The 23,344-nt window shown below is 59.6% G+C and carries 21 protein-coding genes and 1 tRNA gene; 9 read left to right on the top strand and 13 right to left on the bottom strand.

Annotation, left to right across the window (positions count from 1 at the left end; genetic code table 11):
* Positions 1 to 149: 149 nt before the first annotated feature.
* Both leuS and ACVWXZ_RS12615 read right to left on the bottom strand, forming a co-directional pair.
* Complete coding sequence (gene leuS, locus ACVWXZ_RS12620) at positions 150 to 2,798, bottom strand: leucine--tRNA ligase (protein ID WP_457482589.1); 2,649 nt, start codon at positions 2,796 to 2,798, stop codon at positions 150 to 152.
* A 140-nt stretch (positions 2,799 to 2,938) separates the two neighbouring features.
* Positions 2,939 to 3,829: a ferredoxin reductase domain-containing protein gene (locus ACVWXZ_RS12615; protein ID WP_011434421.1), complete on the bottom strand. Its 891-nt coding sequence runs from the start codon at positions 3,827 to 3,829 to the stop codon at positions 2,939 to 2,941.
* A 351-nt stretch (positions 3,830 to 4,180) separates the two neighbouring features.
* Here ACVWXZ_RS12615 and ACVWXZ_RS12610 point away from each other — a divergent pair, with 351 nt between their 5' ends.
* Complete coding sequence (locus tag ACVWXZ_RS12610; RefSeq protein WP_457482588.1) at positions 4,181 to 5,188, top strand: phosphoribulokinase; 1,008 nt, start codon at positions 4,181 to 4,183, stop codon at positions 5,186 to 5,188.
* Positions 5,189 to 5,274: 86 nt separating this feature from the next.
* On the top strand, positions 5,275 to 6,006 hold the full coding sequence (gene pgl / locus ACVWXZ_RS12605) for a 6-phosphogluconolactonase (RefSeq protein ID WP_457387387.1): 732 nt from the start codon (positions 5,275 to 5,277) through the stop codon (positions 6,004 to 6,006).
* 151 nt (positions 6,007 to 6,157) lie between these two features.
* On the opposite strand, the gene ACVWXZ_RS12600 is transcribed toward pgl, so the two are convergent.
* The 4 genes from ACVWXZ_RS12600 to rplS all read right to left on the bottom strand — a co-directional run bounded on the left by ACVWXZ_RS12600 (position 6,158) and on the right by rplS (position 8,390).
* Entirely contained in the window at positions 6,158 to 6,580 is a 423-nt protein-coding gene (locus ACVWXZ_RS12600) for a hypothetical protein (protein ID WP_414344534.1), read from the bottom strand.
* A 399-nt stretch (positions 6,581 to 6,979) separates the two neighbouring features.
* A complete protein-coding gene (locus ACVWXZ_RS12595) occupies positions 6,980 to 7,801 on the bottom strand; it encodes a tetratricopeptide repeat protein (RefSeq protein WP_457482587.1) in 822 nt (273 codons plus the stop codon).
* A 72-nt stretch (positions 7,802 to 7,873) separates the two neighbouring features.
* Positions 7,874 to 7,946, bottom strand: a tRNA-Trp gene (locus ACVWXZ_RS12590).
* Between the two features lie 51 nt (positions 7,947 to 7,997).
* On the bottom strand, positions 7,998 to 8,390 hold the full coding sequence (rplS, locus tag ACVWXZ_RS12585) for a 50S ribosomal protein L19 (RefSeq protein WP_457482586.1): 393 nt from the start codon (positions 8,388 to 8,390) through the stop codon (positions 7,998 to 8,000).
* Positions 8,391 to 8,556: 166 nt separating this feature from the next.
* On the opposite strand from rplS, the gene ACVWXZ_RS12580 reads away from it, so the two are divergent.
* A complete protein-coding gene (locus tag ACVWXZ_RS12580; protein WP_457482585.1) occupies positions 8,557 to 9,930 on the top strand; it encodes an efflux RND transporter periplasmic adaptor subunit in 1,374 nt (457 codons plus the stop codon).
* Complete coding sequence (locus ACVWXZ_RS12575) at positions 9,927 to 11,138, top strand: ABC transporter permease (RefSeq protein WP_414406396.1); 1,212 nt, start codon at positions 9,927 to 9,929, stop codon at positions 11,136 to 11,138. Before ACVWXZ_RS12580 ends, ACVWXZ_RS12575 begins: the two co-directional genes overlap by 4 nt.
* On the opposite strand, the gene ACVWXZ_RS12570 is transcribed toward ACVWXZ_RS12575, so the two are convergent.
* Both ACVWXZ_RS12570 and ACVWXZ_RS12565 read right to left on the bottom strand, forming a co-directional pair.
* On the bottom strand, positions 11,135 to 12,643 hold the full coding sequence (locus ACVWXZ_RS12570) for a UbiD family decarboxylase (RefSeq protein WP_457439841.1): 1,509 nt from the start codon (positions 12,641 to 12,643) through the stop codon (positions 11,135 to 11,137). The two genes, ACVWXZ_RS12575 and ACVWXZ_RS12570, sit on opposite strands and share 4 nt — an antisense overlap.
* Before the next feature lie 18 nt (positions 12,644 to 12,661).
* Entirely contained in the window at positions 12,662 to 13,558 is an 897-nt protein-coding gene (locus ACVWXZ_RS12565; protein WP_457482584.1) for a carbohydrate ABC transporter permease, read from the bottom strand.
* A 221-nt stretch (positions 13,559 to 13,779) separates the two neighbouring features.
* On the opposite strand from ACVWXZ_RS12565, the gene ACVWXZ_RS12560 reads away from it, so the two are divergent.
* Both ACVWXZ_RS12560 and recR read left to right on the top strand, forming a co-directional pair.
* Positions 13,780 to 14,115 carry a YbaB/EbfC family nucleoid-associated protein gene (locus tag ACVWXZ_RS12560; RefSeq protein ID WP_414344527.1) on the top strand — a complete coding sequence of 112 codons (336 nt, stop codon included), beginning with the start codon at positions 13,780 to 13,782 and terminating at the stop codon, positions 14,113 to 14,115.
* 35 nt (positions 14,116 to 14,150) lie between these two features.
* Positions 14,151 to 14,750 (top strand): recombination mediator RecR, encoded by a 600-nt coding sequence (gene recR / locus ACVWXZ_RS12555; protein ID WP_414374697.1) that lies wholly within the window; start codon positions 14,151 to 14,153, stop codon positions 14,748 to 14,750.
* 13 nt (positions 14,751 to 14,763) lie between these two features.
* Here the strand turns inward: recR and ACVWXZ_RS12550 are convergent, their stop codons facing one another.
* Positions 14,764 to 15,342, bottom strand: a complete 579-nt coding sequence (locus ACVWXZ_RS12550) for a hypothetical protein (RefSeq protein ID WP_457403421.1) — start codon at positions 15,340 to 15,342, stop codon at positions 14,764 to 14,766.
* Positions 15,343 to 15,579: 237 nt separating this feature from the next.
* Here ACVWXZ_RS12550 and frr point away from each other — a divergent pair, with 237 nt between their 5' ends.
* Together frr and ACVWXZ_RS12540 are read left to right on the top strand one after the other, a co-directional pair.
* A complete protein-coding gene (gene frr, locus ACVWXZ_RS12545; RefSeq protein WP_011429597.1) occupies positions 15,580 to 16,128 on the top strand; it encodes a ribosome recycling factor in 549 nt (182 codons plus the stop codon).
* A 231-nt stretch (positions 16,129 to 16,359) separates the two neighbouring features.
* Positions 16,360 to 19,086 (top strand): CBS domain-containing protein, encoded by a 2,727-nt coding sequence (locus tag ACVWXZ_RS12540; protein ID WP_457403420.1) that lies wholly within the window; start codon positions 16,360 to 16,362, stop codon positions 19,084 to 19,086.
* 9 nt (positions 19,087 to 19,095) lie between these two features.
* On the opposite strand, the gene ACVWXZ_RS12535 is transcribed toward ACVWXZ_RS12540, so the two are convergent.
* The 4 genes from ACVWXZ_RS12535 to ACVWXZ_RS12520 form a co-directional block, all read right to left on the bottom strand.
* Positions 19,096 to 19,602 (bottom strand): hypothetical protein, encoded by a 507-nt coding sequence (locus ACVWXZ_RS12535; protein ID WP_011434437.1) that lies wholly within the window; start codon positions 19,600 to 19,602, stop codon positions 19,096 to 19,098.
* 143 nt (positions 19,603 to 19,745) lie between these two features.
* The gene (locus ACVWXZ_RS12530; RefSeq protein ID WP_457482583.1) at positions 19,746 to 20,636 is read right to left on the bottom strand and encodes a transglutaminase family protein; all 891 of its coding nucleotides are present in this window, start codon (positions 20,634 to 20,636) and stop codon (positions 19,746 to 19,748) included.
* 426 nt (positions 20,637 to 21,062) lie between these two features.
* Positions 21,063 to 21,863 (bottom strand): nucleoside triphosphate pyrophosphohydrolase, encoded by an 801-nt coding sequence (mazG, locus tag ACVWXZ_RS12525; protein WP_457407143.1) that lies wholly within the window; start codon positions 21,861 to 21,863, stop codon positions 21,063 to 21,065.
* A gap of 262 nt (positions 21,864 to 22,125) precedes the next feature.
* Positions 22,126 to 22,347: a DUF2949 domain-containing protein gene (locus ACVWXZ_RS12520; protein WP_041436895.1), complete on the bottom strand. Its 222-nt coding sequence runs from the start codon at positions 22,345 to 22,347 to the stop codon at positions 22,126 to 22,128.
* 510 nt (positions 22,348 to 22,857) lie between these two features.
* On the opposite strand from ACVWXZ_RS12520, the gene ACVWXZ_RS12515 reads away from it, so the two are divergent.
* Positions 22,858 to 23,094, top strand: coding sequence for a DUF3148 domain-containing protein (locus tag ACVWXZ_RS12515; protein WP_011429589.1), 237 nt, complete (start codon positions 22,858 to 22,860; stop codon positions 23,092 to 23,094).
* Positions 23,095 to 23,344 lie beyond the last annotated feature (250 nt).

Below are 23,344 nucleotides of genomic sequence, written 5' to 3'. Positions count from 1 at the left end.
AGACTTTTGACCAGCAAACCTATAAGGAGGCGGGCTTTCCTCCCGACACCAAGCCTGCGGCTATGGTGCGGGCCTCCAGCCCGAAAATTTGGTGAAAGCCCCGATCCCGTTCGTGTCAGCAGTGCGGAACATTTTGGCCAGGCCCGCCGTTAGAGGACAAAGTTAACCAGCTTTTTCGGCACCACCACCACTTTTTTGGGTGTTGCCCCCTCCAGGTATTTCTGCGCTGCTTCTGACCGAAGGGCCAACTGTTCCTGCTCCTCCGGCGTTACCTCGGCAGGGGCCTCAAACGAGCCGCGCAATTTGCCGTTCACCTGAATCACAATGGTCATCGTGTCGGCCACCAGCGCTGCCGGGTCATAGCTGGGCCAAGACTGCCGATGCACCGAGTCTGCGCCCCCCAGCGCCTGCCACAGCTCCTCCGCAATATGGGGGGCAAAAGGCGCCATCAGCAACACCAGCGTGCGGATCCCCTCTGCATAGACCGGCGAATCCGGGATCCCGGCCTCCCCCAGAGCATTGCTCAGCTTCATCAGCTCGGCAATGGCGGTGTTGAATTGATAATCCTTTTCCAGATCTTCGCTGACTTCCTTGATGGCGGTGTGGATGGCCCGGCGCAGATCTTTTTCCGCCTTGGTCAGGGATCCCACCTCGACCTTGGCCGGCAACAGCTCTGAGACCCTGCCCCGCCAGGACTCCGTCCCGCCACCGCGAACGACAAACTCGTACACCTGCCGCCAGACGCGGTTGAGAAAGCGAAATTGCCCCTCCACATCGGCATCGTCCCACTCCAGATCCTTCTCCGGCGGGGCCTTGAAGAGGATAAACATGCGGGCCGTATCCGCCCCGTAGTGGGCCAGCACCTCCTCAGGATCCACGCCGTTGCCCTTGGATTTGGACATGGTAGCGTAGATAACTTGCAGGGGCTCGCCCGTTTCCGGATCCCGCGGGTCGTTGGGATCCTGCACCAGAGCTGCCGGGATCCAGCGATCCTTGCCGGACTTGTTGGGGTTGTAGTAAGTGCGCCCTTGCACCATCCCCTGGGTGAGCAGACGCGAGAACGGCTCGTCAAAATCCAGCAGCCCCCGATCCCGCAACACCTTGGTAAAAAAGCGGGAGTAGAGCAGGTGCAGGATGGCGTGCTCAATGCCACCCACATACTGATCCACCGGCAGCCAGGCGTTCACCTGGTCTTTGCGGAAGATCTCTCGGTCGTTGCGGGCATCGCTAAAGCGCAGGAAGTACCACGACGAGCAGACAAAGGTGTCCATGGTATCGGTTTCCCGGCGAGCCTCCGCGCCACAGGTGGGGCACTTCACCTTCACCCAGTCCTCCAACTGGGCCAACGGGGATCCCCCTCGCCCCGTCAGCTCCACATCCTCCGGCAAGAGCACCGGCAGATCCTTCTCCGGCACCGGCACAATGCCACAGTGGGGACAATGGATCACCGGGATGGGACAACCCCAGTAGCGCTGCCGCGAGATCAGCCAATCCCGCAGGCGGTAGTTGATCTGCTTTTCCCCCAGCCCCTGGGCTTCCAGCCAGGCGATGGCTCTTTCCACGCTTTGCCCTGGGCCTTTGCCCACCGGGATCCCGTCTAGGGGGCCAGAGTTGATCATCACCCCTTCCCCCGTCCAGGCAGCCTGCAGTTCTGAGGACTCCGTCCCGCTGGCGCGATCCGCTGAGGCCGGAGAACCCTCCGGCGGCTGCACCACCCGCTTGATGGGCAGGCCGAACTTGCGGGCAAACTCGAAATCCCGCTGGTCGTGGGCAGGCACGGCCATGATGGCCCCCGTCCCGTAGCCCATCAACACATAGTCGGCAATCCAGATGGGGATCCGCTCTTGGTTAACGGGGTTGATGGCGTAGGATCCCGTCCAAACCCCTGTCTTTTCCCGGTCTTCGGCGCTGCGCTCGATCTCGCTGCGGGCAGCGGCCTGGGCTTGATAGGCTCTGACGGCCTGCAGTTGCTCGGCAGTGGTGAGCTTGTCCACCAAGGGGTGCTCCGGCGACATCACCATGAAGGTGGCCCCCCAGAGGGTATCGGGCCGGGTGGTGAACACTGCCAGCTCGTCCCCTGCCTCGGTTTTGAAAATCACCTTAGCCCCCACCGATTGGCCGATCCAGTTCTCCTGCATGGTGCGCACCCGCTCCGGCCAGCCGGAGAGCTTTTCCAGATCCGCCAGCAGTTGGTCGGCATAGGCGGTGATTTTGAAAAACCACTGCTTGAGCATGCGCTTTTCCACCAGGGCGCCGGATCTCCAGGAACGCCCCTCCGCATCCACCTGCTCGTTGGCCAACACCGTCTGATCCACCGGATCCCAGTTCACCGCCGCCTCTTTCTGGTAGGCCAAGCCCGCCTGCAAAAATTGCAGGAAGATCCACTGCGTCCACTTGTAGTAGTCCGGCGAACAACTGGTAATCTCCCGCTCCCAGTCGTAGGACAGGCCCAACCGCTGCAACTGATCCCGCATCTGGGCAATGTTTTGGTAGGTCCACTTGGCCGGTGGGATCCCCCGGTCGATGGCGGCATTCTCCGCCGGCAGGCCAAAGGCATCCCAGCCCATCGGGTGCAGCACTGCGTACCCCTGCATTCGCTTGTGGCGGGCAATTACATCGGTGATGGTGTAATTGCGCACATGCCCCATATGCAGGTTGCCGCTGGGGTAGGGGAACATAGACAGGGCATAAAATTTGCGGCTCCCGTCCTTCAGCTCTGGAGTGCGATCCAGCCCAATTTCACGCCAGTGGGCCTGCCACTTGCTCTCAATGGCCTGGGGATTGTAGCGCGCGTCCACGGTTCGATGCTCCTGGGAAAAAAGCGCATACGCTGGGAGATAGAAGCATTTTGACATACTCCCCACGCCAGTGCTCTCAAGCAAGGAACGGGATCCCTATTGGCGCTGACAAACCGACAAGCAGGGATCACAAGCAGGGATCAGTAGGTTTCTTCGTGCCACCTGTCTGCTTTCTTCAGTTCCTTCTGGAACTTGCTCCAATCCTGACCGGCTTGTTCCGCCAAAGGCCCCATGACGTTGTTGATCCCGTCCTCCATCCCCTTGAGGCCGCAGATGTAGGTGTAGGTGTTGGGCTGTTGCAGCATCTCCCACAGCTCGGCGCCGTACTCGGCCATGCGGTTTTGCACGTACATTTTCTTGCCATCGGGGGTTTGTTGCTCGCGGCTGATGGCGTAATCGACGCGGAAGCGATCCCCGTACTGGGCTTTCCAGGCCTCCAGATCCCCGTGGTAGAGCAAGGTGGAAGTGGTGGGCACCCCAAAGAACAGCCAGATCTTGCCCTGATAGTTGGGATCCTCCTCAAACAGGTGCTTGATGAAAGCGCGAAAAGGAGCAATGCCGGTGCCGGTGGCGATCAAGATCAGGTTGGCATTCTCATCTTCGGGCAGTAGGAAGGTTTTCCCCGATGGCCCCGTGATCATCACCTCGTCGCCTGCCTTCAAATCGGTGAGGAAGCCGGAGCAGACCCCCACCCCCGGCTGGCCTGTCTCTCTATCGACATATTCGGCCCGCTTCACGCTCAAAGAGACGGTGCGCCCCTCGCCATCATCGCCAAAGCGGGTGGAAGCAATCGAGTAGAGGCGGGGCTTGTGGGGCTTGCCCTTGGCATCTTCGCCAGGAGGGATAATGCCAACGCTTTGCCCTTCTAGGTAGCGGTAGTTGGGATCCGGCAAGCTGAGCACAATGTGCTTGGTCAGTCCGGGTGCCCCTTCGCCGACAATGGAGTAGGTCTCCACGCAGTGGCCGATCAAGGGGGCGTTGGGACGATACAGATTGACGACAACCTCTCGCTTTTCTGCGCTGGCAACCATACCTGCGATCTGCTCCTGGCACTGGGAGGAAATGAGTTTACATATAGCAAAATAGCAAACACCACAGCAGCCCGGCTGCTCAAATGGAACTTGTCAGAGGAGAAGCAGACGACCTTCGCCAGCCCCCCAGGCCGTCCTGAGAGCGGCAACCCCGGAAAAATAATCCCGGCCAAGCTCATCGGCCAAAAATATGGATTTTTTGTTAAATTGTTGCTTAGGGTGCCCACCTCTCTGGCCCACAAGCGGGTTGTGAGGTAACGGCTTTATTTGGTATCATGCAAGACCGTAACAGTTGGTAACTTTCTAGAGCCTTTTTCTCAGTTTTGCCCTGCCCGTCCCCAAGGAGTTCCCATGGCAAGCAGTCCTGATCGTGTTGTGATGATTGGTGTCGCCGGAGATTCTGGCTGTGGCAAGTCCACCTTTTTACGCCGGCTGGGGGATCTGTTTGGCCGGGATCTGATTACCACCATCTGTCTGGATGACTATCACTCCTTGGATCGCTACCAGCGCAAAGAGAAGGGCATCACGGCGCTGGATCCCCGCGCCAACAACTTCGACCTGATGTACGAGCAGGCCAAGGCGCTTAAGAACGGCCAAAGCGTGATGAAGCCCATCTACAACCACGAGACGGGGATGATTGACCCGCCGGAGCTGGTGGAGCCCAACCGCATCATCGTCCTAGAGGGGCTGCATCCCATGTATGACGAGCGGGTGCGCCAGCTGCTGGACTTTAAGGTGTACTTGGATCTGGCCCCAGAGATCAAGATTGCTTGGAAGGTGAAGCGGGACATGGCCGAGCGGGGCCACACCTACGAAGATGTGTTGCGCTCAATCGAGGCTCGCCGCCCGGACTTTGAAGCCTATGTCGATGTGCAGAAGCAGTACGCCGATGCCGTCATTGAGGTTTTGCCCACCCAGTTGTTGCCGGAGCTGGATCCAGAGCACAAGGTATTGCGGGTGCGGCTGATCCAGCGAGAAGGGGTGAAGTACTTCGACCATGTCTATCTCTTTGACGAAGGCTCCACCATTGATTGGATCCCCTGCGGCAAAAAGCTGACCTGTTCCTACCCGGGGATCCGCCTTCACTACGGCCCTTCCACCTACTTCGATCACCCAGTCTCGATTTTGGAGATCGACGGCACCTTCGACAAGCTGGAAGAGGTCATCTACATCGAGAACCACCTGAGCAACTTGTCCACCCGCTACTATGGCGAGCTGACGGAACTGTTGCGCAAGCACCCGGAATACCCGGGATCCCGCAATGGCTCTGGTCTGATTCAGATCATCGTGGGCCTGAAGCTGCGCGCCCTCTACGAGCAAATTCGGGCAGAAGCCAAAGAGCTGGCGGTGGCTTCCTAGTGTTTGCCCCGCTTAGGGGATCCCTTCGGTAAAGTGTTGGTGCAGGTCGGCTGACCCAGCATAGGTCGGCAGTAGGGCTTCGGTGTATGCAGGGATTCCAGTTGGAGATCTTTCCGGAGGGCCCCGTCTTAATCCAACGGGCCATCGAGATTTGGCAAGCTCGGTCAGCCGCTGCCATTCGCGAGCGGGGACGCTTTACGGTGGTCTTGGCCGGGGGAAGCACCCCCAAGAAGCTGTATGCTGCCCTGGCCCAAACCCCAGGGATCCCTTGGCAACAAACCTGGCTGTTCTGGGGAGACGAGCGCTATGTTCCCCCGGATCACCCTGAGAGCAACTACCGTATGGTGCGGGAAACCTTGCTGGAGCAGATCGGGATCCCGGCGGCTCAAGTTTTCCCTATGCCCACCCAAGCGGGGGATCCCCTTCGCGATGCTGCCGAATACGAGGCGACCCTGCGGCAGATTTTCGGTACAGAGTGCCCTTCTCTCGACCTGGTATGGCTGGGGGTGGGGGAAGACGGCCACACAGCTTCCTTGTTTCCCGACACCGCCGCTCTGCAGGTGCAGCACCGCTGGGTGACAGTGGGGCAAAAAGGGCAGGAGCCGCGTCTAACCTTGACCTATCCTGTTCTGAACCAAGCAGCCCAGGTGGTGTTCCTGGTAACCGGAGCGAACAAAGCCCCCATCGTGAAAGAGGCGCTGACCACCGAGGCCCACCTACCCTGCCAGCGCATAAACCCCAGAGGACGGCTGCTGTGGTTGCTGGATGCGGCGGCAGCGGCTCAACTGCCCCTGCCCTGTGTCCCGCTGCTCAGCTAAACAACAGGCGGGCTAACTGCCGATGGGATAGGATCCCCAGGCCCACCGCCCCCAAAATCATCCCAGCCCATTCCAGTGGCCACAGGTTTGATAGCCCCAGCGGCCAACACACCAGGTTTCATGGGTCGAGAACCGGCGGGGCAGGGATCCCTCAGGGGTTGCCGGGCAAATTCTTCAGTACTGGAATCACCAGCTCTTGGACGGGCAACGCTACGGGCTGGGCGGAGTCACTGCTCAGGGAGCTGGATGGCGCAGAAGGAGAAGAGCTGGGGATCTCGCCCATGGGCCGCAGTTGCCAGCGGATGATCTGCTCGCCGCGGTAAAAGGTGACCAACAACTGATCCCCTTGCGATTGGATTTGCCAAGTGCCATCGCCGCTGGTTACCGAAATATGGCCGCCGGAAAAGGGTGCATCCAAAGCCGGCCCCGATTGGCTCCAGATACGCCCGCCACCCGTTTCCAAGATCAATTGCACCGTCGCCCCCTGCCCCTGGCCGCTCAAAATTTGGCCGGTTCCGCTCCAAACTCGGGTTTCCGTCTGAGCCACGGCGGGTTGCCCAAGCTGCAGAACCATGAGCAACAGCCCTGCCCAGCTCCAGTGATTTCGCAGCCTCCCTCTCCCATCAGGGAAGAAGGAAGAAGAGCGAGAGAAACAAGCCATTGCACTCACGTTGATACCACGCGCCGCGATAGGACTGAAACAGACGAAGAAGAAGGCGAAAAGGTGTCGCAGGAAGCAATCCCTTACACAGTTTTTTTCACAGCTCGCTGAAAGCCTTTGGGATCCCTCTGCGCTCTCTTGGCTCTGGGTTAAGCCTGCTGCTGGAATCCGCCCTCGGCTTGATCCCAATCTAGCAATCTCCATACCCCCAGACAGGATGTAACCTGAGGCTCTAGCTGCGGGGATCCCCAGCAACTGTTTCGTCAATGCGCAGAGTCAAGGCCCAGGGTATCTCCGACGCGATCCCGATCCTCACGACTTGAGAGAAAGGAAACGCTCCAGAGCTGCCACCATCGCCGGTGGCCAACGGCGGACGGTTTTCACCCATTCCAGGTCGGCGTAGCGGGGATCCAGTCCTTGCACAGCCACCCAATGACTTTCGGCCTCTCCTTGCCGACCCTGCGCCCAAAGAATGGCACTGAGAGCAGCCCGCATATCTGGAAACTTCGGGTACTTGCGCACCAGAGCCCGCATCAAGCGCAGGGCAGCTTCTGTTTCGCCCACCTGGTAGAGGCTCAGAGCATAGTTGGCCTGAGCAAAGGCGTAGTCGGGAGCCAGTTCTGTAGCGCGGCGGTAGTCAGCCAAGGCCTGTTGCCATTGGCCCAGCCCTGCTTCCGCATTGCCACGGTTGTTGTAGGCCGCCGCATCGTTGGGATCCAACTGCAACACCCGCTCATAATCGGCAATTGCTTCCTGCCACCGCCCCAACCCCTCCAAAGCAGCCCCTCGGTTGAGATAGGGATCCGGTGCCTCAGGGGCCAAACGAATGGCCTCAGCATAATCCTCCAGAGCTGCCTGCAGTTGGTGCTGGCTGACACGGGCATTGCCCCGGTTGCTCCACAGGGCCGGGTTGTCCGGCTGGATCTGCAACAGTTGAGTCCACAGGGTTTCCGCCCGGGCAAAATCTCCCCTCTGAGTAGCCGCAAAGGCCTCCTCAAACAGTCGATCGATCTCGTGATCTACCCTGTTGCTCGCTGCCGTTGCCACCACACCTGATCCAGGCCAGATAGGGATCCCCAACCAAAGCAGCAGCCCCAGCAACAGAGCCGAGAGGACATTGGAGACAGACTTCATGGCCGCCAAAACCACCTCAGATGGGGTGTTTCCACCTTAAGCCATCGCCACAGAAGGGGGTCTGATGGTTAGCGCGCCCTGGAGGACTCGAACCCCCGACATCCGGTTTTGGAGACCGACGTTCTACCAACTGAACTAAGGACGCATTGGCCTAGGGTCACACCCACTTACCCAGTGTAGCAGGTACACCCACCTTTCAAAGAAGCTGTTCCTTGCTATCCGCACTCTCTGCCTTAGCCTTGATGCGAGTGGCTTTGCCCACCCGATCCCGCAAATAGAACAGCTTGGCCCGACGCACTTTACCCCGCCGCAGCACCTGAATCGACTCGATGCGCGGGGAGTGAATGAGGAAAACCCGCTCCACACCGATTCCCTGGAAAACCTTGCGCACCGTGATGGTGCGGTTAATGCCGGAGTGGCGCATGGCAATGACCGTGCCCTCAAAGGCTTGTACCCGCTCCTTGCCCCCCTCTTGAATGCGAACTCCCACCCGTACCTGATCCCCAACCCGAATCTCCGGCAGATCCGGCTTCATCTGGGCAGCTTCAATGGAGCGGATGATCTCCTCAGCGTTGATGCGAACGTTCATGGCCTTCCCGCGCTACCGGCAGTTAACCATGGTAACAATCGTCGCTGTTTTTTGTACAGAGCTGGCCGACATAGAGCTCAAGAGGTGGGAGACTGTGTTTACGCTTCCCCCATTTTTCCAATAGGCTAGACAAAGATAAAGCTTTTGTTACAAACGGGAGACTTTTGTGATCCTGCACACCGATGAGCCCAAGACGGGATCCCTGTCTACTCCCAGGCCTGCAGATCAGCCTCTGCCCCAGAGCAAACCCCGCCCCAAGAGATTTCCCTTCGGTTGGATGCTCTTGGGCTTGCTGTTGGCCGGCCTAGGGGGCAGCGGTCTCCTGATCCAGCGTCAGCTGCAGCAGCAGAGGGCAGAACGGCTGGAAAGATTGACGGTACCGGTTCAAGTGGTGGATCTCACCCAACGCCTGCGGGTGAGCGGCCAGGTGCAGCCGCTCCGCCAGGTGAATGTCAGCCCCCGCGAGTCGGGTCGCCTGGCGGAACTGTTGGTGGATCAGGGAGATGAAGTGGTGGCAGGGCAGTTATTGGCCCGGATGGACTACGGCGATCTCGCCAGTGGCATTCGCCAAGCCCAAGCCCGCATTCAAGAGCTGCAAGCCCGTCTAGCGGAGCAACAGGCCGGAGAGCGCCCCCAGGTGATCGCGGCGGCCCAGGCCAGGGTGGATGCTGCCCGGTCGCAGGTGGACTTGGCTCAGAGGGAGTTAGAGCGCATCCAGGCCCTGGTGCAGGCGGGGGTGGTAGCCCGCAGCGAGCTGGATCAACGCTCGGCCCGCCTGGAACAAGCGCAAGCGGATTTACGAGCTGCTCAACAGGAGTTGGAGCGATTGCAACTGGGGAGCCGCCCGGAAACCCTACAGCAAATTCAAGCCCAAATTGCCCAGGCACAAGCCGAGCTGGCCCAACGGCAATCCCGGTTGGCTGACACCGAAGTCCGCGCCCCCTTTTCCGGTGTGGTGGTGCAGCGCTTTGCCGAGGTGGGATCCTTTGTAGCTCCCACAACAGCAGCTTCCGATGCCACCGCAGCTTCTTCCAGTTCCATTTTGGCGCTGGCTCAGGGAATTGAGGTGCGGGCAGAAGTGCCAGAAGCCCAGATTGCCCAGGTGCGGGTGGGTCAGCCGGTGGAGATCCGCTCCCTGGCCTACCCCGACCGCCTGGTGCAGGGGCGGGTGAAGCGGATTGCACCCGCTACGGTGGTGGTGCGAGAGGTAACCGTCTTTCGGGTCTTCGTTGAACCGGAGCCTGGGGCCGACTTTTTGCGCACCGGCATGACTGTTTCGGTGGATTTCATCGGGGATCCCCAGCCTCAGGCTCTGACGGTGCCCTCGGTGGCCGTCCTGCGAGAGGAGAGCCAGGAAGGCGTGATTCTGCTGGATCCCCAAAGCCGGCAACCTGTCTATCGCCGCGTGGAAACGGGCATCACTCAGGGTGGAGTTACCCAAATCCTCTCTGGTCTGCAGGCAGGGGATCGGGTCTTTACTGCCCTGCCTCCTGGGGTGAACCTAGAGACTTTGATTAAAAGAGCGGAGCAACAGCCATGAGCCTGGCAACGGCGGCCAAAATGGCCTGGCAAATGGTGCGACGACATCGCCTGCGCACCGGGCTGAGCATGCTCGGGATCCTCATCGGCAATGCGGCGGTGGTGGCCATTGCCGGATTTGGCTACGCCGCCCAAGAGATGGCGGTGGATCAATTTCGCTCTCTGGGCACCAACTTGCTGATCGTCTTTTCGGCCAACTTGGGCCTAGCTGATGCCGGCAACATCCGCCCCCTCACTTTGGAGGATGTGCGAGCCATTGCTGCGGAAGTGCCTGCCGTGTCAGCAGCCGTCCCCAGCCTGGGCACCAATGTGCGCGCGGTGCGAGGTGGAGTGGATCGCCGCTATGAGGCCACCGGCACTTGGCCGGAGTACTTGTCGGTCTTGAACCTGGAGATCGAGGCAGGCCGCTTCCTCTTGCCCTCCGACATCGAGGAACAGCGCCCGGTGGTGGTGCTGGGCAGCGATGCCGCCAGCCAGTTGTTCGGCCTGGATCCCGCCGCTGCTATTGGGGAGACCGTCCTACTGAACAATTTGCCTTTCGAGGTGATCGGCACTTTGCGCTCGAAGCCGACGGTGTTTGGCAACAGCGATGCCGGAGTGTTTCTGCCGGTGGACGTGGTGGCCAATCGGTTGGTCGGGCGGCGTTCCCCCTACGGCACAGAGCTGACGGCGATTTTCGTCTCGGCCCGCTCTGTGGATGATCTGCCCGCTGCCGAGTTCCAAATCCGCAACCTGCTGCGCCAGCGGCACCAATTGGTGGGAGAAGATGACTTCATCATCCGCAACCAAAAGGTGCTCCTGGATGGGTCGGCCAGGATTTTGAGCCTGTTGCGGGTGCTGCTGACGGGCACGGCGGCCCTCTCCCTGCTGGTGGGAGGGGTGGGGATCATGAATGTGATGCTTATCTCGGTTGCGGAACGCACCCATGAGATCGGGCTGCGCAAGGCGATTGGGGCGGATAGCCGGCAGATTTTGCAGCAGTTTGCCGCCGAAGCGATTTTCATTGCCGTGACCGGGGGGGTGCTCGGGATCCTCCTCAGCAGCGGCCTGCTGGTGGCGGTGCAGGTGTTCACCCCCTTGGCCACCCAAGTCGATGGGGTGGCAGTGGGAGTGGCGTTCTCCCTGTCCACTGGGATTGGGCTAGTCTTTGGCATTTTCCCGGCCCGCAAAGCGGCGCAACTGGATCCCATTGAGGCCCTGCGGGCCTAGAGATCGTATCCAAACAGGCGGGGATCCGCCGGCTGCCAATTGAGATCCGCCAAGCCGTACTCCGCCCAGCGGCGATCCACCAGGCGGGCTACTTCTGGATCCGGAGTGAGGGGATCCCGCCAGGGAGCATCGGTTTCTGGGGGAATTTTGGTGGTGGCATCAATGCCCATCTTGCCCCCCAGACCCCGTTTTTCGGTGGCAAAGTCCAAGGTGTCAAAGGGGTTGTCCGCCAGAATAAACACATCCCGCTGCGGATCCACCCGCGAGCACAGGCACCAGAGCACCTGCCGTGGATCCCGCACATTGATATCCTTGTCCACCACGATCACAAACTTGGTGTAGCTAAATTGGGGCAGGGCGCTCCAAAAAGCCAAAGCCGCCCGCCGCGCCTGGCCAGGGTAGGCCTTGTCGATGGAGAGGATGGCTGCTTTGTAGCCCAGCGCCTCCATCGGCAAAAAGAAATCTACAATCTCCGGCACCTGCTGCCTGAGGATGGGGGTGTAGATGCGGTTCAGGGCCAGCGCCATCATGTCGTTTTCTTTGGGGGGCTTGCCGCTGAAGGTGGTGAGATAGATGGGATCCCGGCGGTGGGTCAGGCAGTGGAAGCGAATCAGAGGAGCCTGCTCGTTGCGGGGGCCGTAGTAGCCGATGTGATCTCCGGCAGGCCCATCGGGGGCCACTTCCCCAGGGGTGATGCTGCCTTCCAGAACGATCTCAGCATGGGCCGGCACCTGCAGATCCACCGTTTTGCACTGGGCCAGGTGCAACCCTTCTCCGGCATAGAGACCGGCAAACAGCCACTCCGACAGATCCACCGGCAGGGGTGTGGCCGCCGCCAGAATCACCACCGGATCCACCCCCACCGCCACCGCCACCTCCAACTTTTGGCCCAGGGCCGCCGCTTTGCGCAGATGCCGAGTCGCCCCCCGCACCGACAGCCATTGCACCGTCATGGTGTTGCGGCTTTGCAACTGCAGGCGGTACACCCCCACGTTGGGGATCCCGTTTTCCGGGTCTTTGGTGACCATCAGGCCCAAGGTCAGCACCCGTCCGGCATCGCCGGGGTAGACCCGCAACAGGGGCAATTGGGTGAGATCCACTTCCTCTCCCCGCAGCACCACCTGCTGACAGGGAGGGATCAGATCCCGGCTGGGTTTAGCTTTGAGTACGCTAAACAGAGCTTGTCCCAACTCCACCGCCTGGGCAAAGGTTTTGGGGGGCCGTGGCTGGTAGAGCAAGGCCAATTTTTTCCCCAAGGTCTCCAGCTCCTGCGGCTGCTCCATCCCCATCGCCCAGCAGATGCGCTCCACCGTGCCCAAAACATTGATCAACAGCGGCATACGGGATCCCTTCACCCGCTCAAACAGCAGCGCCGGCCCCCCGCAGGCCAAGAGGCGATCGGCAATCTCGGCAATTTCCAGATCCGGATCCACTTCTGCCGAAATGCGGCGGAGCTGACCACGGGATTCCAGCAGAGCAATAAAACGGCGTAGATCTCTGGGCATGAAAGGGAACCTAAGGGCTTACTTGTCGCGATTGAGGGCTAACCCGCTCATGAAGGGCTTCTGCAGCGCAATAAACACCAGCAGCGGCGGGATACTGGCGATGATCGCCCCCAGCATCATGGGGCCATAGGAGGCCGAGCTATCCAGATTGAGCAGGGATTGCAGCCCCACCTGCACCACTTGTCGCTCTCGGCCTTGCACGATCAAGCGGGGCCACAGGTACATATTCCAAGCGTAAACGAAGTGAATCACCGCCTGCGCCCCGATGGCGTTCCAGCTCAAGGGGATCAGCACCTGGGTGAGAAATTGCAGCGGGTTGGCCCCGTCCAGTTGGGCCGCCTCCGCCAGCTCGCGGGGAATGTTGGAAAAATGCTGGCGGAACAAAAACGTGGCCGTGGCGCTGGCCAGAAAGGGCACGATTAAAGCGTAGTAGGTGGATCCCCAGCCCAACTTGGTGACCAATCGCAGCAGGGCAATAATCAAGATTTCGGTGGGCATCATCAGCGTGATCAGCACAAAGCCGAAGGCCAGCCCTTTGCCGGGAAAGCGGAAGTACACAAAGGCCAGCCCGGCTAGCAGCGACAAAACCGTCTTGCCCACCGTGATTGCCACCGCCACGATGGTGCTGTTGACCATGTAGTGGCCCAAGTGCCGCGCCACCATCACCTGATGCCAGTTGAAGGCAAAAGAGGAGCCAAAGGTCAATTGATAGCGGAACACCTCGGCATTGTTCTGGGTGCTCACGAGCAGGGCGTACAACACCGGAAATCCCAGAACCAAGCAGGCCAGCACCAGGCCCAAATGCACATACCAACGCTCCGGGATCCAGCGCCGCCAACGCCAGGGAGAAGGCTCCACCCGAGTTGAACTGGGCTGGGCTACTTGAGATCGGGGATCCTGCAACAGTTGGGCCATGGCACCTCCGGACAGCAAACGCTGATGAGCAGATGGAGTTTCTGGGTCGATCTTCGGCTTCTCTTGTGAGGATAATCTGCCAGAGTTAAGGGCAACCTAAGGAAGGCCGGTCGCCTTAGCGGTGCGGAGCACCTCTGCCCAGACTTGCGAGTGCTTTCACCGGCGATGGGGAAACGGGTAGAGTAGAACAGCAGTATCTGGATAACCCAAGAGAGGATCCCATGACTCGAGGCTTTGGCCCCTTCGGCAAAATCCAAGAAGCGCTCAAGAAAGCCCAAGAGGTGCGCGATGGCGCTCAAAGGCTGCAAAAAGAGCTAGAGGAGATGGAGATCGTCGGCGAAGCCGGCAATGGGCTGGTGAAAGTGACGGTAAACGGCAACCAAGAACCCCTTAAGGTCTCTCTGGATCCCCAGATTCTCCAGGAGTCGGTGGATGTGGTAGAGGACTTGCTCCTGACGGCGATGGTGAACGCCTACACCCAATCTGCCGAGACGATGCGCAAACGCATGGAAGAGCTGACCGGAAACATCAGTCTGCCGGGGTTGGGACTGGGTTGAGCCCCACTTGCTTAACCCCGCTTGCTTAACTCTGTATGTACACTCGCCCCTTGGCTCGCCTCATCGAAGAGCTGCAACGGCTGCCCGGCATTGGCTCCAAAACCGCTCAGCGCCTAGCTCTCCACTTGATCAACCGGCCTGCCGGCGAGATCGAGGCCCTGGCCAAAGCCCTGCTGGAAGCCAAGCAAACCGTTCGGCACTGTTCCATCTGCTTCAACTGGTCGGCGGAGGATCCCTGTGAGATTTGCCGTTCGCCACAGCGGGATCCCTTGCTGTGGTGCGTGGTGGCCGACGTCAAAGACTTGATTGCGATGGAGCGCACCCGCGAGTTCAAGGGGCTCTACCACGTTTTGGGCGGCCTCATCTCCCCCATGAACGGGATCGGGGTCGATCAACTGCACATCCGCGAGCTGGTGGCTCGGGTGGCACGGGAAAAACCGCAGGAGCTGATCTTTGCCATCAGCCCCAGCGTAGAGGGGGAAGTAACCATGCACGTGGTCAAGGATTACCTGAAGCCGGTTGCCCCCACCTTGCGCATGACCCGCCTGGCCTTCGGCCTGCCCATGGGATCCGAGCTGGAATACGCCGACGAGGTCACCCTGGCCCGTGCCCTGGAAGCCCGGCAGGAGTTGTGAGCCGCCCAGCCCATCAATCGCAGCCGGTTACCCCCTCCGCGCAGTAGGTGCTCCACCAGGGGTTGAAGTTGGCAGGATCCTCCGGCAGAGTGCTGATGTTCAGAAGTTCCTGGAAGCTGCTGTTGCGGCCTCCGTAGCGCAGGTGCATGTGCACCGGATCCCCGTGGGGTGCCCGCAGAATCACATAGGTGAAGGTCTCGCAACTGGCGTCTGCTCCAGGCCGCAACTGAAACAAATCCCAGATGGAACTTAAGGAGCGCTCAGGGTAGTAGAAGGGATCCGGCGCAGCCCCCCGATAGGCGTAGCGACAATTTTCCGCCAGGGGCTTTTTCCCCTCCAGATCGGCGTAGAAGGAGAAGAACTCCATCTTCTCGAACTTCACCCGCTTCGGATTGCGCGGATCGTTGGCCGATTGTTCCAGGGACGTATCCAGAGTGAAAACACCATCAATTCCCAGGTAGGGCACTTTATAGGCGTTGGGGGAGACAATCTGCAGCTCTAAGGCTGCCGCAGCCGCTCCAAAACCCAAGAGACTCAAGCTGCCGATCAGCCAGGCTAGGGCCGTTGAAGAACAAACTTGACGAGAGGGCATAAAACTTCGTCGTGCCTGTATTGTGCAGTAAAGCCTATACCAGTCTAAGAAAAGCTTTGAGCTCGTACTATCCCACTGGGGGGCATTTTGCGGAAATTCGCCAGCTGCAGGTGCAGCTTTGGGGAACGGGATCCTAAGACAAGGCAGTAAAATTGAGGTCAGGCTCACCGTAGAGGAGCCAGGTTTGCTGCCAGAGCCTGATATCTGGAAACTGATTTTGAAAGCGAGGAAAACCCCGTGGAGCTAGCTGAGATTGAGGAGTTGATGAACAAAGCTGTGCAAGCCACACAGCGCTCCTTTAATACGGTACGCACCGGGCGGGCCAATTCCAGCCTGCTGGATCGCATTCAGGTGGAGTACTACGGCGTGCCCACTCCCCTCAAGGCCCTGGCCAGCCTCACCACGCCAGACTCCAGCACTCTCTTGATCCAGCCCTTTGATCCCTCGACCCTGGCGGCCATTGAGCGGGCCATTGTTGCCTCTGACCTAGGTCTAACCCCCAGCAACGACGGCAAGGTGGTGCGGCTCACCATTCCCCCCCTGACAGAAGAGCGGCGCAAAGAGCTGAGCAAACAGGTGGCCAAGCTGGCCGAAGAGGGGCGAGTCTCGATCCGCAACATCCGGCGGGATGGCATCGACTCGGTGCGCAAGCGGGAGAAAAACGGCGAGCTGTCTGAAGATGAGTCCAAAAGCTTGCAGGATGCCATCCAGAAACTAACTGACCGCTACATTAAGAAGATCGATGAGCTGCTGGCAGAAAAAGAAAAGGAGCTGACGACGCTGTAAAAGCTCCTTGTGGACATAACTCCCCACGCTACTGGCCTGCTTCTGCATAGCCGTAGGACGGGGTTAAAGACCCCATTTTTTGATCAAAACTCGACACGCATCCCGAAACTTCAAGGTTTCCACTTGCCCCTCGGAGTTGAGCAGCCCTTCATTTCTTCTTGTCCGATTCCAACAAGAGGGATCCCGGCTTAGGCCAGGATGGAAGGGGGGAAAACGACAACTCTTGCCGCAATGGATCTGATCCTGTGCCATCAATCGGCGGATTTCGACACCCTGGGGGCGGCGGTGGGAGCGGCGCGCCTGTATCCGGGTGCCCGCATCGCCTTGACCGGGGGATCCCTGCCGGGGGTGCAGGAGTTTTTGGCCTTGTACCGAGATGAATTTCCCCTCATCGAGCTGCGCTCTGTGGATCCGGGACAGGTGCAGCGGTGGATTGTGGTGGATTGTCACGATCCGGATCGCTTGGGAAAAGCTGCCGCTTGGTTGAGCGTCCCCGGCACCCAAATCGAGATTTTCGACCATCACCTCAGGGATCCGGAAACCCCACCGGATGGCTTTTGGCCGCAGCAGCAGGTGAACTGTCATATCGAGGCCGTGGGGGCCACCTGTACCTTGCTGGTGGAGCGGCTGCAGGCTGCTGGGATCCCTCTCAGCCCTTTTGAGCGGCTGGCGCTGGCTTTGGGCATTCACATGGATACGGGATCCCTGACCTTCCCGGAGACCACCGCCCGCGATGCTGCTGCCCTGAGCTGGCTGTTGGATCAGGGGGTGAACCTGGTCTTGTTGCGGCGCTTTTTGGGGGATGGCCTCACCCCAGAGATGCGCGAGCTGCTCAGCCAGGGGTTGGCCCAGATGCAGGTGCAGCAGGTGGGGGAGTATCGCCTGGGAGAATGGCTGCTGGAGCTGCCGGAGTTTGTGCCCGGCTTGGCCGGCCTGGTGATGCGGCTGATGGATCTGACGGGAGTGGATGTGCTGCTCTTGGTGGCGCGGCAGGGGGAGCGGCTCAGCCTGATCGGGCGGGCGCGGCAGGAGTTTGCCCAGTTGGGCAGGGTGATGGCCCTCTACGGCGGCGGTGGACACGATTGTGCTGCAGCAGCCACGTTAAAAGCCAGCCCAGAGCAGCCTTTGCCCGACCCGGCCCAAGTCATGGCGGCCCTCAGGCAGGCTGTCCAAGAGCGGATCCCGCCCCCGGTGACGGCCAAAGATTTGATGTCGGCTCCGGTGCGCACCATCCGACCGGAGATCACCATCGACGAGGCCCAGCGGGTGCTGCTGCGCTACGGCCATTCCGGCCTGGTGGTGGTGGACGCTCAAGGTCGCCTGGTGGGGGTGATCTCGCGGCGGGATATCGATATCGCCCTGCATCACGGGTTTGGCCATGCCCCCGTCAAGGGCTACATGACCACCGACGTGAAAACCCTCTCCCCCGACACCCCCTTGGCGGAGATTCAGCGGTTGATGGTGCAGTGGGATATTGGCCGCCTGCCGGTTCTCCAGGATGGACAGTTGGTGGGCATTGTAACTCGCACCGATGTGTTGCGGCACCTACACGAGTTGCCGGCCCTCTCACCGCAGTTGGCTTTGCCCACCCTTTCCTGCCCTTTGGATCTCACCTTCGCCGCTCTTTCGGAGCGGCATCGACAGTTGCTGGAGCAGGCCGCCCGCCTCGCCGATGAAAAGGGCCTGAGGTTGTATCTGGTAGGGGGAACGGTGCGGGATCTGCTGCTGCATCGGTGGGGACGGCAGCCCTCACCCAACCTGGAGCGGCTGGATCTGGACTTGGTGGTGGATGGGCCCTACTCTCCGGCCCTGGATGGGATCGATCCCCCGGGCTGGGGCTTGATTTTGGGACAAGCGCTCAAACAGCACTTCCCAGAAGCGCGGCTGGAGATCCACGGCAAATTCCAAACGGCGGCCTTGATCTGGCCAGGAGGCTTTTGTGTGGATATCGCCAGCGCCCGCACGGAGTTTTATCCCTACCCGGCCTCTCCCCCCGAAGTGGCCATGGGATCCATTCAGCAAGACCTCTATCGGCGGGATTTTTCCATCAACGCCTTGGCCTTGCGCCTCAACGGCCCCCAGCGAGGACAGGTGCTGGATTTTTTCGGCGGACAAGCAGATCTGCAACAGGGGATCATCCGGGCATTGCACCCCAACAGCTTCATCGAGGATCCCACCCGCATTTATCGGGCGGTGCGCTTTGCGGTGCGCTTGGGCTTCGCCCTGGACTCGACCACAGAAAAATGGATCCGCGCTGCCGTGGCCAGTGGTCTGCACGATGCCGTCGGCGGGGATCGCCTCAAGCAGGAGCTGGCCTACATTCTCGGATCCCGCGATTGGCCCCAAGCCTTTGAGCGGCTGGCAGAATGGGGGGCTTTGCGCTGTATTCACCCCGACCTGGAGTGGGATCCCTCCCTGTGCCGGCGGTTGCAACGGGTGGGCCGCTGGGCTTATCACTTTCGCCGCCGCTATCCTGAGCTGGGATCCCAGGAGATCTGGCAACTGCGCCTAGAGGCTCTCCTCCTCACGCTGCCCCAAGCCCCCCAGGTGGCCAGCCAACTCCACCTCACCCAAGCAGGCATCGAACGCCTCAGCCATTCCTCCTATTACCAAACCCTGTTGGCCCAATTGGATCCCGGCACCCTCTCTCCGGCCCAGGTGGTGCAACTGCTGCAGGGGCTGCGGATCCCGGCGGTGATTTTGTTGGCTGGGATCGCCCCCAAGCCGGCCCGGCGGCTGATCTGGCGCTATTTGCAGGAGTGGTACTGGGTAAAGCCGCTGCTCAACGGCCACGATCTGCGTCGTCTGGGTTATAAGCCAGGTCGCCCCTTCCAAGCCATTTTGGAGCAACTGCGTTGCCTCACCCTGAACGGCGAACTCACCACCCCGGCAGAAGCTGAAGCCTGGCTACAAGAACACTTCCCCCTGCCGCAAGCTCAATACCGAGGAAGAAAGTAGAAGGGCAAATCAGTCGAAATAGAAGAGAGTGACCAACTTGTGTTGTTCCTCAGCATGCTTGCAGGCATCCAGCAGCGTGACGCTGTCGTGGAAGACAAAGCAGATCAACTGCTGGCACTTGCTGATGATCTCCAGGTTGCACAGGCGGCTGGCCTCCGCCAAGGGAAGATGGTCGTTTTCCGGATGCTCCACCAGATGCAGCACCTGCTCCAGGCTGGCCCGCGACTCTGCCGGCTGTCGCTCCAAACTCTGCGGCAAGATCACCGTCAAGGACTTCATGTCCGCCCGCATCGCCCCCCGAATGACGGCCAAGTTGGTGCCAATGGCCCCAGAGGTGAGGATCTGATTGCCGGTAAGGGCCAGGGCATAACTGAGGGTCTCGATCAAATACTGATGGGTAATGGGCACATGACGGCTGCCCAGGATGGCCACTCGCTTCGGCCCAACTTGCTGAATGGCGGCCAACTCCTGCAAAAACGTATCAACGCTGGTGGGGACATCAATAGACTGGGTCAACGGGATCCCTCGGCAAATTCTCAAGATCTGGGCTAGGCTATGCTATCTCAAATTTCCGCTTTGGGATCCGGCCAAGTTGACGCTCTACAACTTCAGCTCCGCACTTTTGGTGAAGTGCTAAGGCTGTCTGCAGCAAGCTGGGCTTAGCTGTGGGCGGAAGATCCCGCCTGAATGTGGATGGTGTAGCTCATGCTGCTGTGAACGCCCCTGCCCAGCCAATGGCCGTAGAGAGGGGCAGCATCTCTGGGATAAGCGCTGGCCGCCAAAGCCACATGACCGTCGGCCACGGCCAACCCTTGGGTGGGATCAAAGCCCCGCCAACCGGCCCCTGGCAAGTACACCTCCGCCCAAGCGTGCAAATGACGGCGCCCAGGCTCTGGGGGTTCTCCACCCCTGCTCTCCCCCGAAGGCTGCGAGGGGCTGACCTGGTAGCCACTGACAAAGCGCGCGGCCAAGCCTACCGTACGGCAGACCTCCATGAACACCAGGGCCAAATCGCGGCAGGCTCCGGTTTTGCGATGCCAGGTCAAGCCGGCAGGCCAGGGATCCCCCTTTTCCCGCAAGATGTGGCGGCATTCTGAATAGATGCGCTGGTTCAGCGCCGGCAGAAAAGCTGTCGTTTCCCCCTGCACGTGATCCCATAGCTCCCAGGCCAAGGCCTGGATGCCGGGATCCGCCTGAGCCGTCAGATAAGGCTGTAGTTGAGCTGCCAGCGTGCTGGGATAGTCGATGGGGAGATGGGTGGCCCAATCGCAGAGGAGATAGTCGAAGGGATTCTGCCGCAGGGTGAGCACCGTGGCCTGAGTTTGAATGCGCAAGTGCTCGGTGGGATCCCCAAACCAGAGCCGAACCGCCGCGTTGCCCTCCAGCTCCACCAGCGCCGATTGGCCCACCGGCTGCGGATCCACCTGCAACTCAAAAGCCAGGAGAGTTTGGATCCCGTCGCAGCGCGGTCGCAATCGCACCGTGTGGGGCTCCAGTTGGACTGGACGACTGTAGCGATATTCGATGAGATGGCGGATCTGAATTTGCACAGGTTGGCCAAATGACGGGCAAGGAGTTTTATCACAGGCAGCCGAGCCTTGAGATCAGGTAACCCAAACTGCTCTCGAATCAAAGCCAGGAGGTAGCTGTATCCTCTGCCGGGGAGCTTTGAAACTTTATCTGAGTTTGAGATCTCCGAGAGCTCTGCCCTACCTCCCCAATCATCGAAACCTTCAGCTTAGAGCGAATATACTCCCCGGCCCGTACAGGAGCATAGCGAGGGGGGTTTGCTGCATTCTGGCATGTGGGCAGGCATTCAATCCAAGCCCCAGCCTGCTCAAGGAAAGAAACTGGAGACATAGCCGACATAGAGACAGGTGCTCAGAACAGCTCCTACCCTACAAAGAGAACTTGCCCCAAGACTGTGTGGGCGGATACCCCCTCAAAGCCAGCGCCAGCTCAACCCCATATCCAAACTAGGGATATTCTTGCTTGGCCTGTTGCCAGAGGACTTCCAGCTCCTGGAAACTGCGTCCTTTCAGAAGGGAGCTTATGCCATCGCCGGGCAGGGATCCCGCTGGTTCCTGAGCCAGCTCTTCCATGCGCAAAAAACGGCGAGCAAAGCGCAGGTTGGTTTGGGTTAGAGCTTGGGCAGCATCCAAACCATACCAACGGCCCAAGTTGACCAGGGCAAAAAGCAGATCCCCCAGTTCGGCTTCCTGCCGAGTTGGATCGGGGGGATCCCTCTCCAATTCTCGACGCAGCTCGGCTTCTTCCTCGCGGATCTTGGCCCAGATCCCCTCCACCGTTGGCCACTCAAACCCTGCCCCCACCACTTTGCAGGAAATTTTCAGGGCAGCCATTAGGGGAGGCAAACTTTGGGCATAGTGCAGCAGTTTTTGGCCAAGGCTTTGATCCGGTCGCTCCCTTTGCTTGATCTGTTCCCAAGAGCGGTGCAACTCCGGAAGATCTGCCATCACAGCATCCCCAAACACATGGGGGTGACGGCGGATGAGCTTATCGGCAATTCCCGCAGCCACAGCTTCCAGATCAAAGTGGTTCTGCTCGGCAAAGATCTGAGACTGCAACACCACCTGCAACAACAAATCCCCCAGCTCTTCGGCAATTGCTGCCGGATCCCCGGCTCGAATGGCAGCTACCGTCTCATACGCTTCTTCGAGAATGTAGGGGGTAAGAGACTCTGGAGTTTGGGCCCGATCCCAAGGACACCCGTCGGGAGCGCGCAACCGAGCAACAATAGCCGCCAAACGACTCATGTGTGAGCTAGAGGCGGAACGCTCCAGATAAAGGTGGGCAAAATGGCCCGTCGCTTGAGGATCCCAGCTTTGGAGCGTCAATGGGCCGGCCACCACCTCCAAGTCTTCTGTTAGCAACGTAACAGACTGGACAGGAGAACAGATCTGTTGCAAAACACTGCGCAGCTTCGCCAGATCCTGGCCCCCACAGCTTTTCAGCAGCAGGGATCCCTGCTCAGCAGCGAACCACCGAGCCAGAGCCTGTTGCCAGTTGGGCTGAAGACTATCCAGCGTTTGCAGCATGATCAAAAGGGTAGGCGCGGCCCAAATCCAAAAGGCGGCTGAGCTGCTCCAGATCGATGAAACTCAACTCCAAAAGGATCATCAGCAACGGCCCTTGCTGGCGATGCTGCAGCTTCTTGGCCAGGCTCAGTTGAGAACGGTCGATAATGCCCGTTTCCAATAGATATTCCTCAAGGGCTGGGGGGGGAATGGGATCTAGCATGGTCGTTTCGCAGCGCTGAAGTAAGGACGAGTATGAAAACTGAGAAGATAGCAAACCAATGTAACTATTCTTAACACTTCTACAGAATTTCGGCAAAGAGCTGGCTGGTGCGTAGGCCGAAGGCGAGCTTGCTAAGCCCTGCGCCCACAGCTCCAGGACAAGAGAACCCCTAAATTGCCTCGGCAAATGAGGTTTCCGTATCCAAGGACACAAAAAATGGGTACCAAGAGTTCATGGTATGGTAGCAAATTGGCGATCAGTTGGCAGCACCCCGAAAGGCCGACTGCTTTTTCTTTGTGGGAAAAACCAACTCACCTTGCAAGATGTTACCTTTTTATCTCGTTGAATCCTCGTGCTTGATAAAAATCTTACAACAATTCTTCGGGGATCCAATCTGTTCGGCTCCTCTGGGATCTGCCCTAATGCTGTCATCCTGCTCGGGTTCGGTTTTGGGCATACATCGTCCTACGTTCAGCTAAGCTAGAGACACTTGCCACATGGACTCCCGTTATGTCTGAAGCCCAGGGTTTACTGCCAGTGGGGGCAACGGTTCAAGTGGTGGAGATGCCTCCTTACCTAAAAACGGCTGACCCAATGCCGATGTTGCGCCCGGCCCATTTGATCCGCTTGCACGAACAAGGGGTGATCCTGCAGCGGCGGCTGTTGGGCACCTACAGTGTGCAGTTTGCCAATGGCATCTTTCTCATAGACGGAAAATATCTCGCGCCGGTGGGATCCCTGTCCTGACACGCCCATCTCTCCTCCGAGCCAGCTGGATGGGTTTGCCGGCCTTTAGAACCTTTGGGAGCTGGCAGCTTTCTGCAGAAGCGAGCCTTCAACTGGCCGGCGGACTTTCGCGATAGCCTGAACCGCGGCTAGCCGCTTCTGACGCTTCAGCGAGCTCAGCTAGAAATCGCAGGAGCCCCGCACTGTACCCGTAGGGTCAGTGTCGGGAGGAATGCGGAAGTTATGATAGAACCATGACCCACGTCCTGAC

This window comes from Thermostichus sp. MS-CIW-38 (assembly GCF_054058415.1).
The sequence above is the reverse complement of the archived record's forward strand: the minus strand, read 5'-3'. Positions and strand labels throughout refer to the sequence as shown.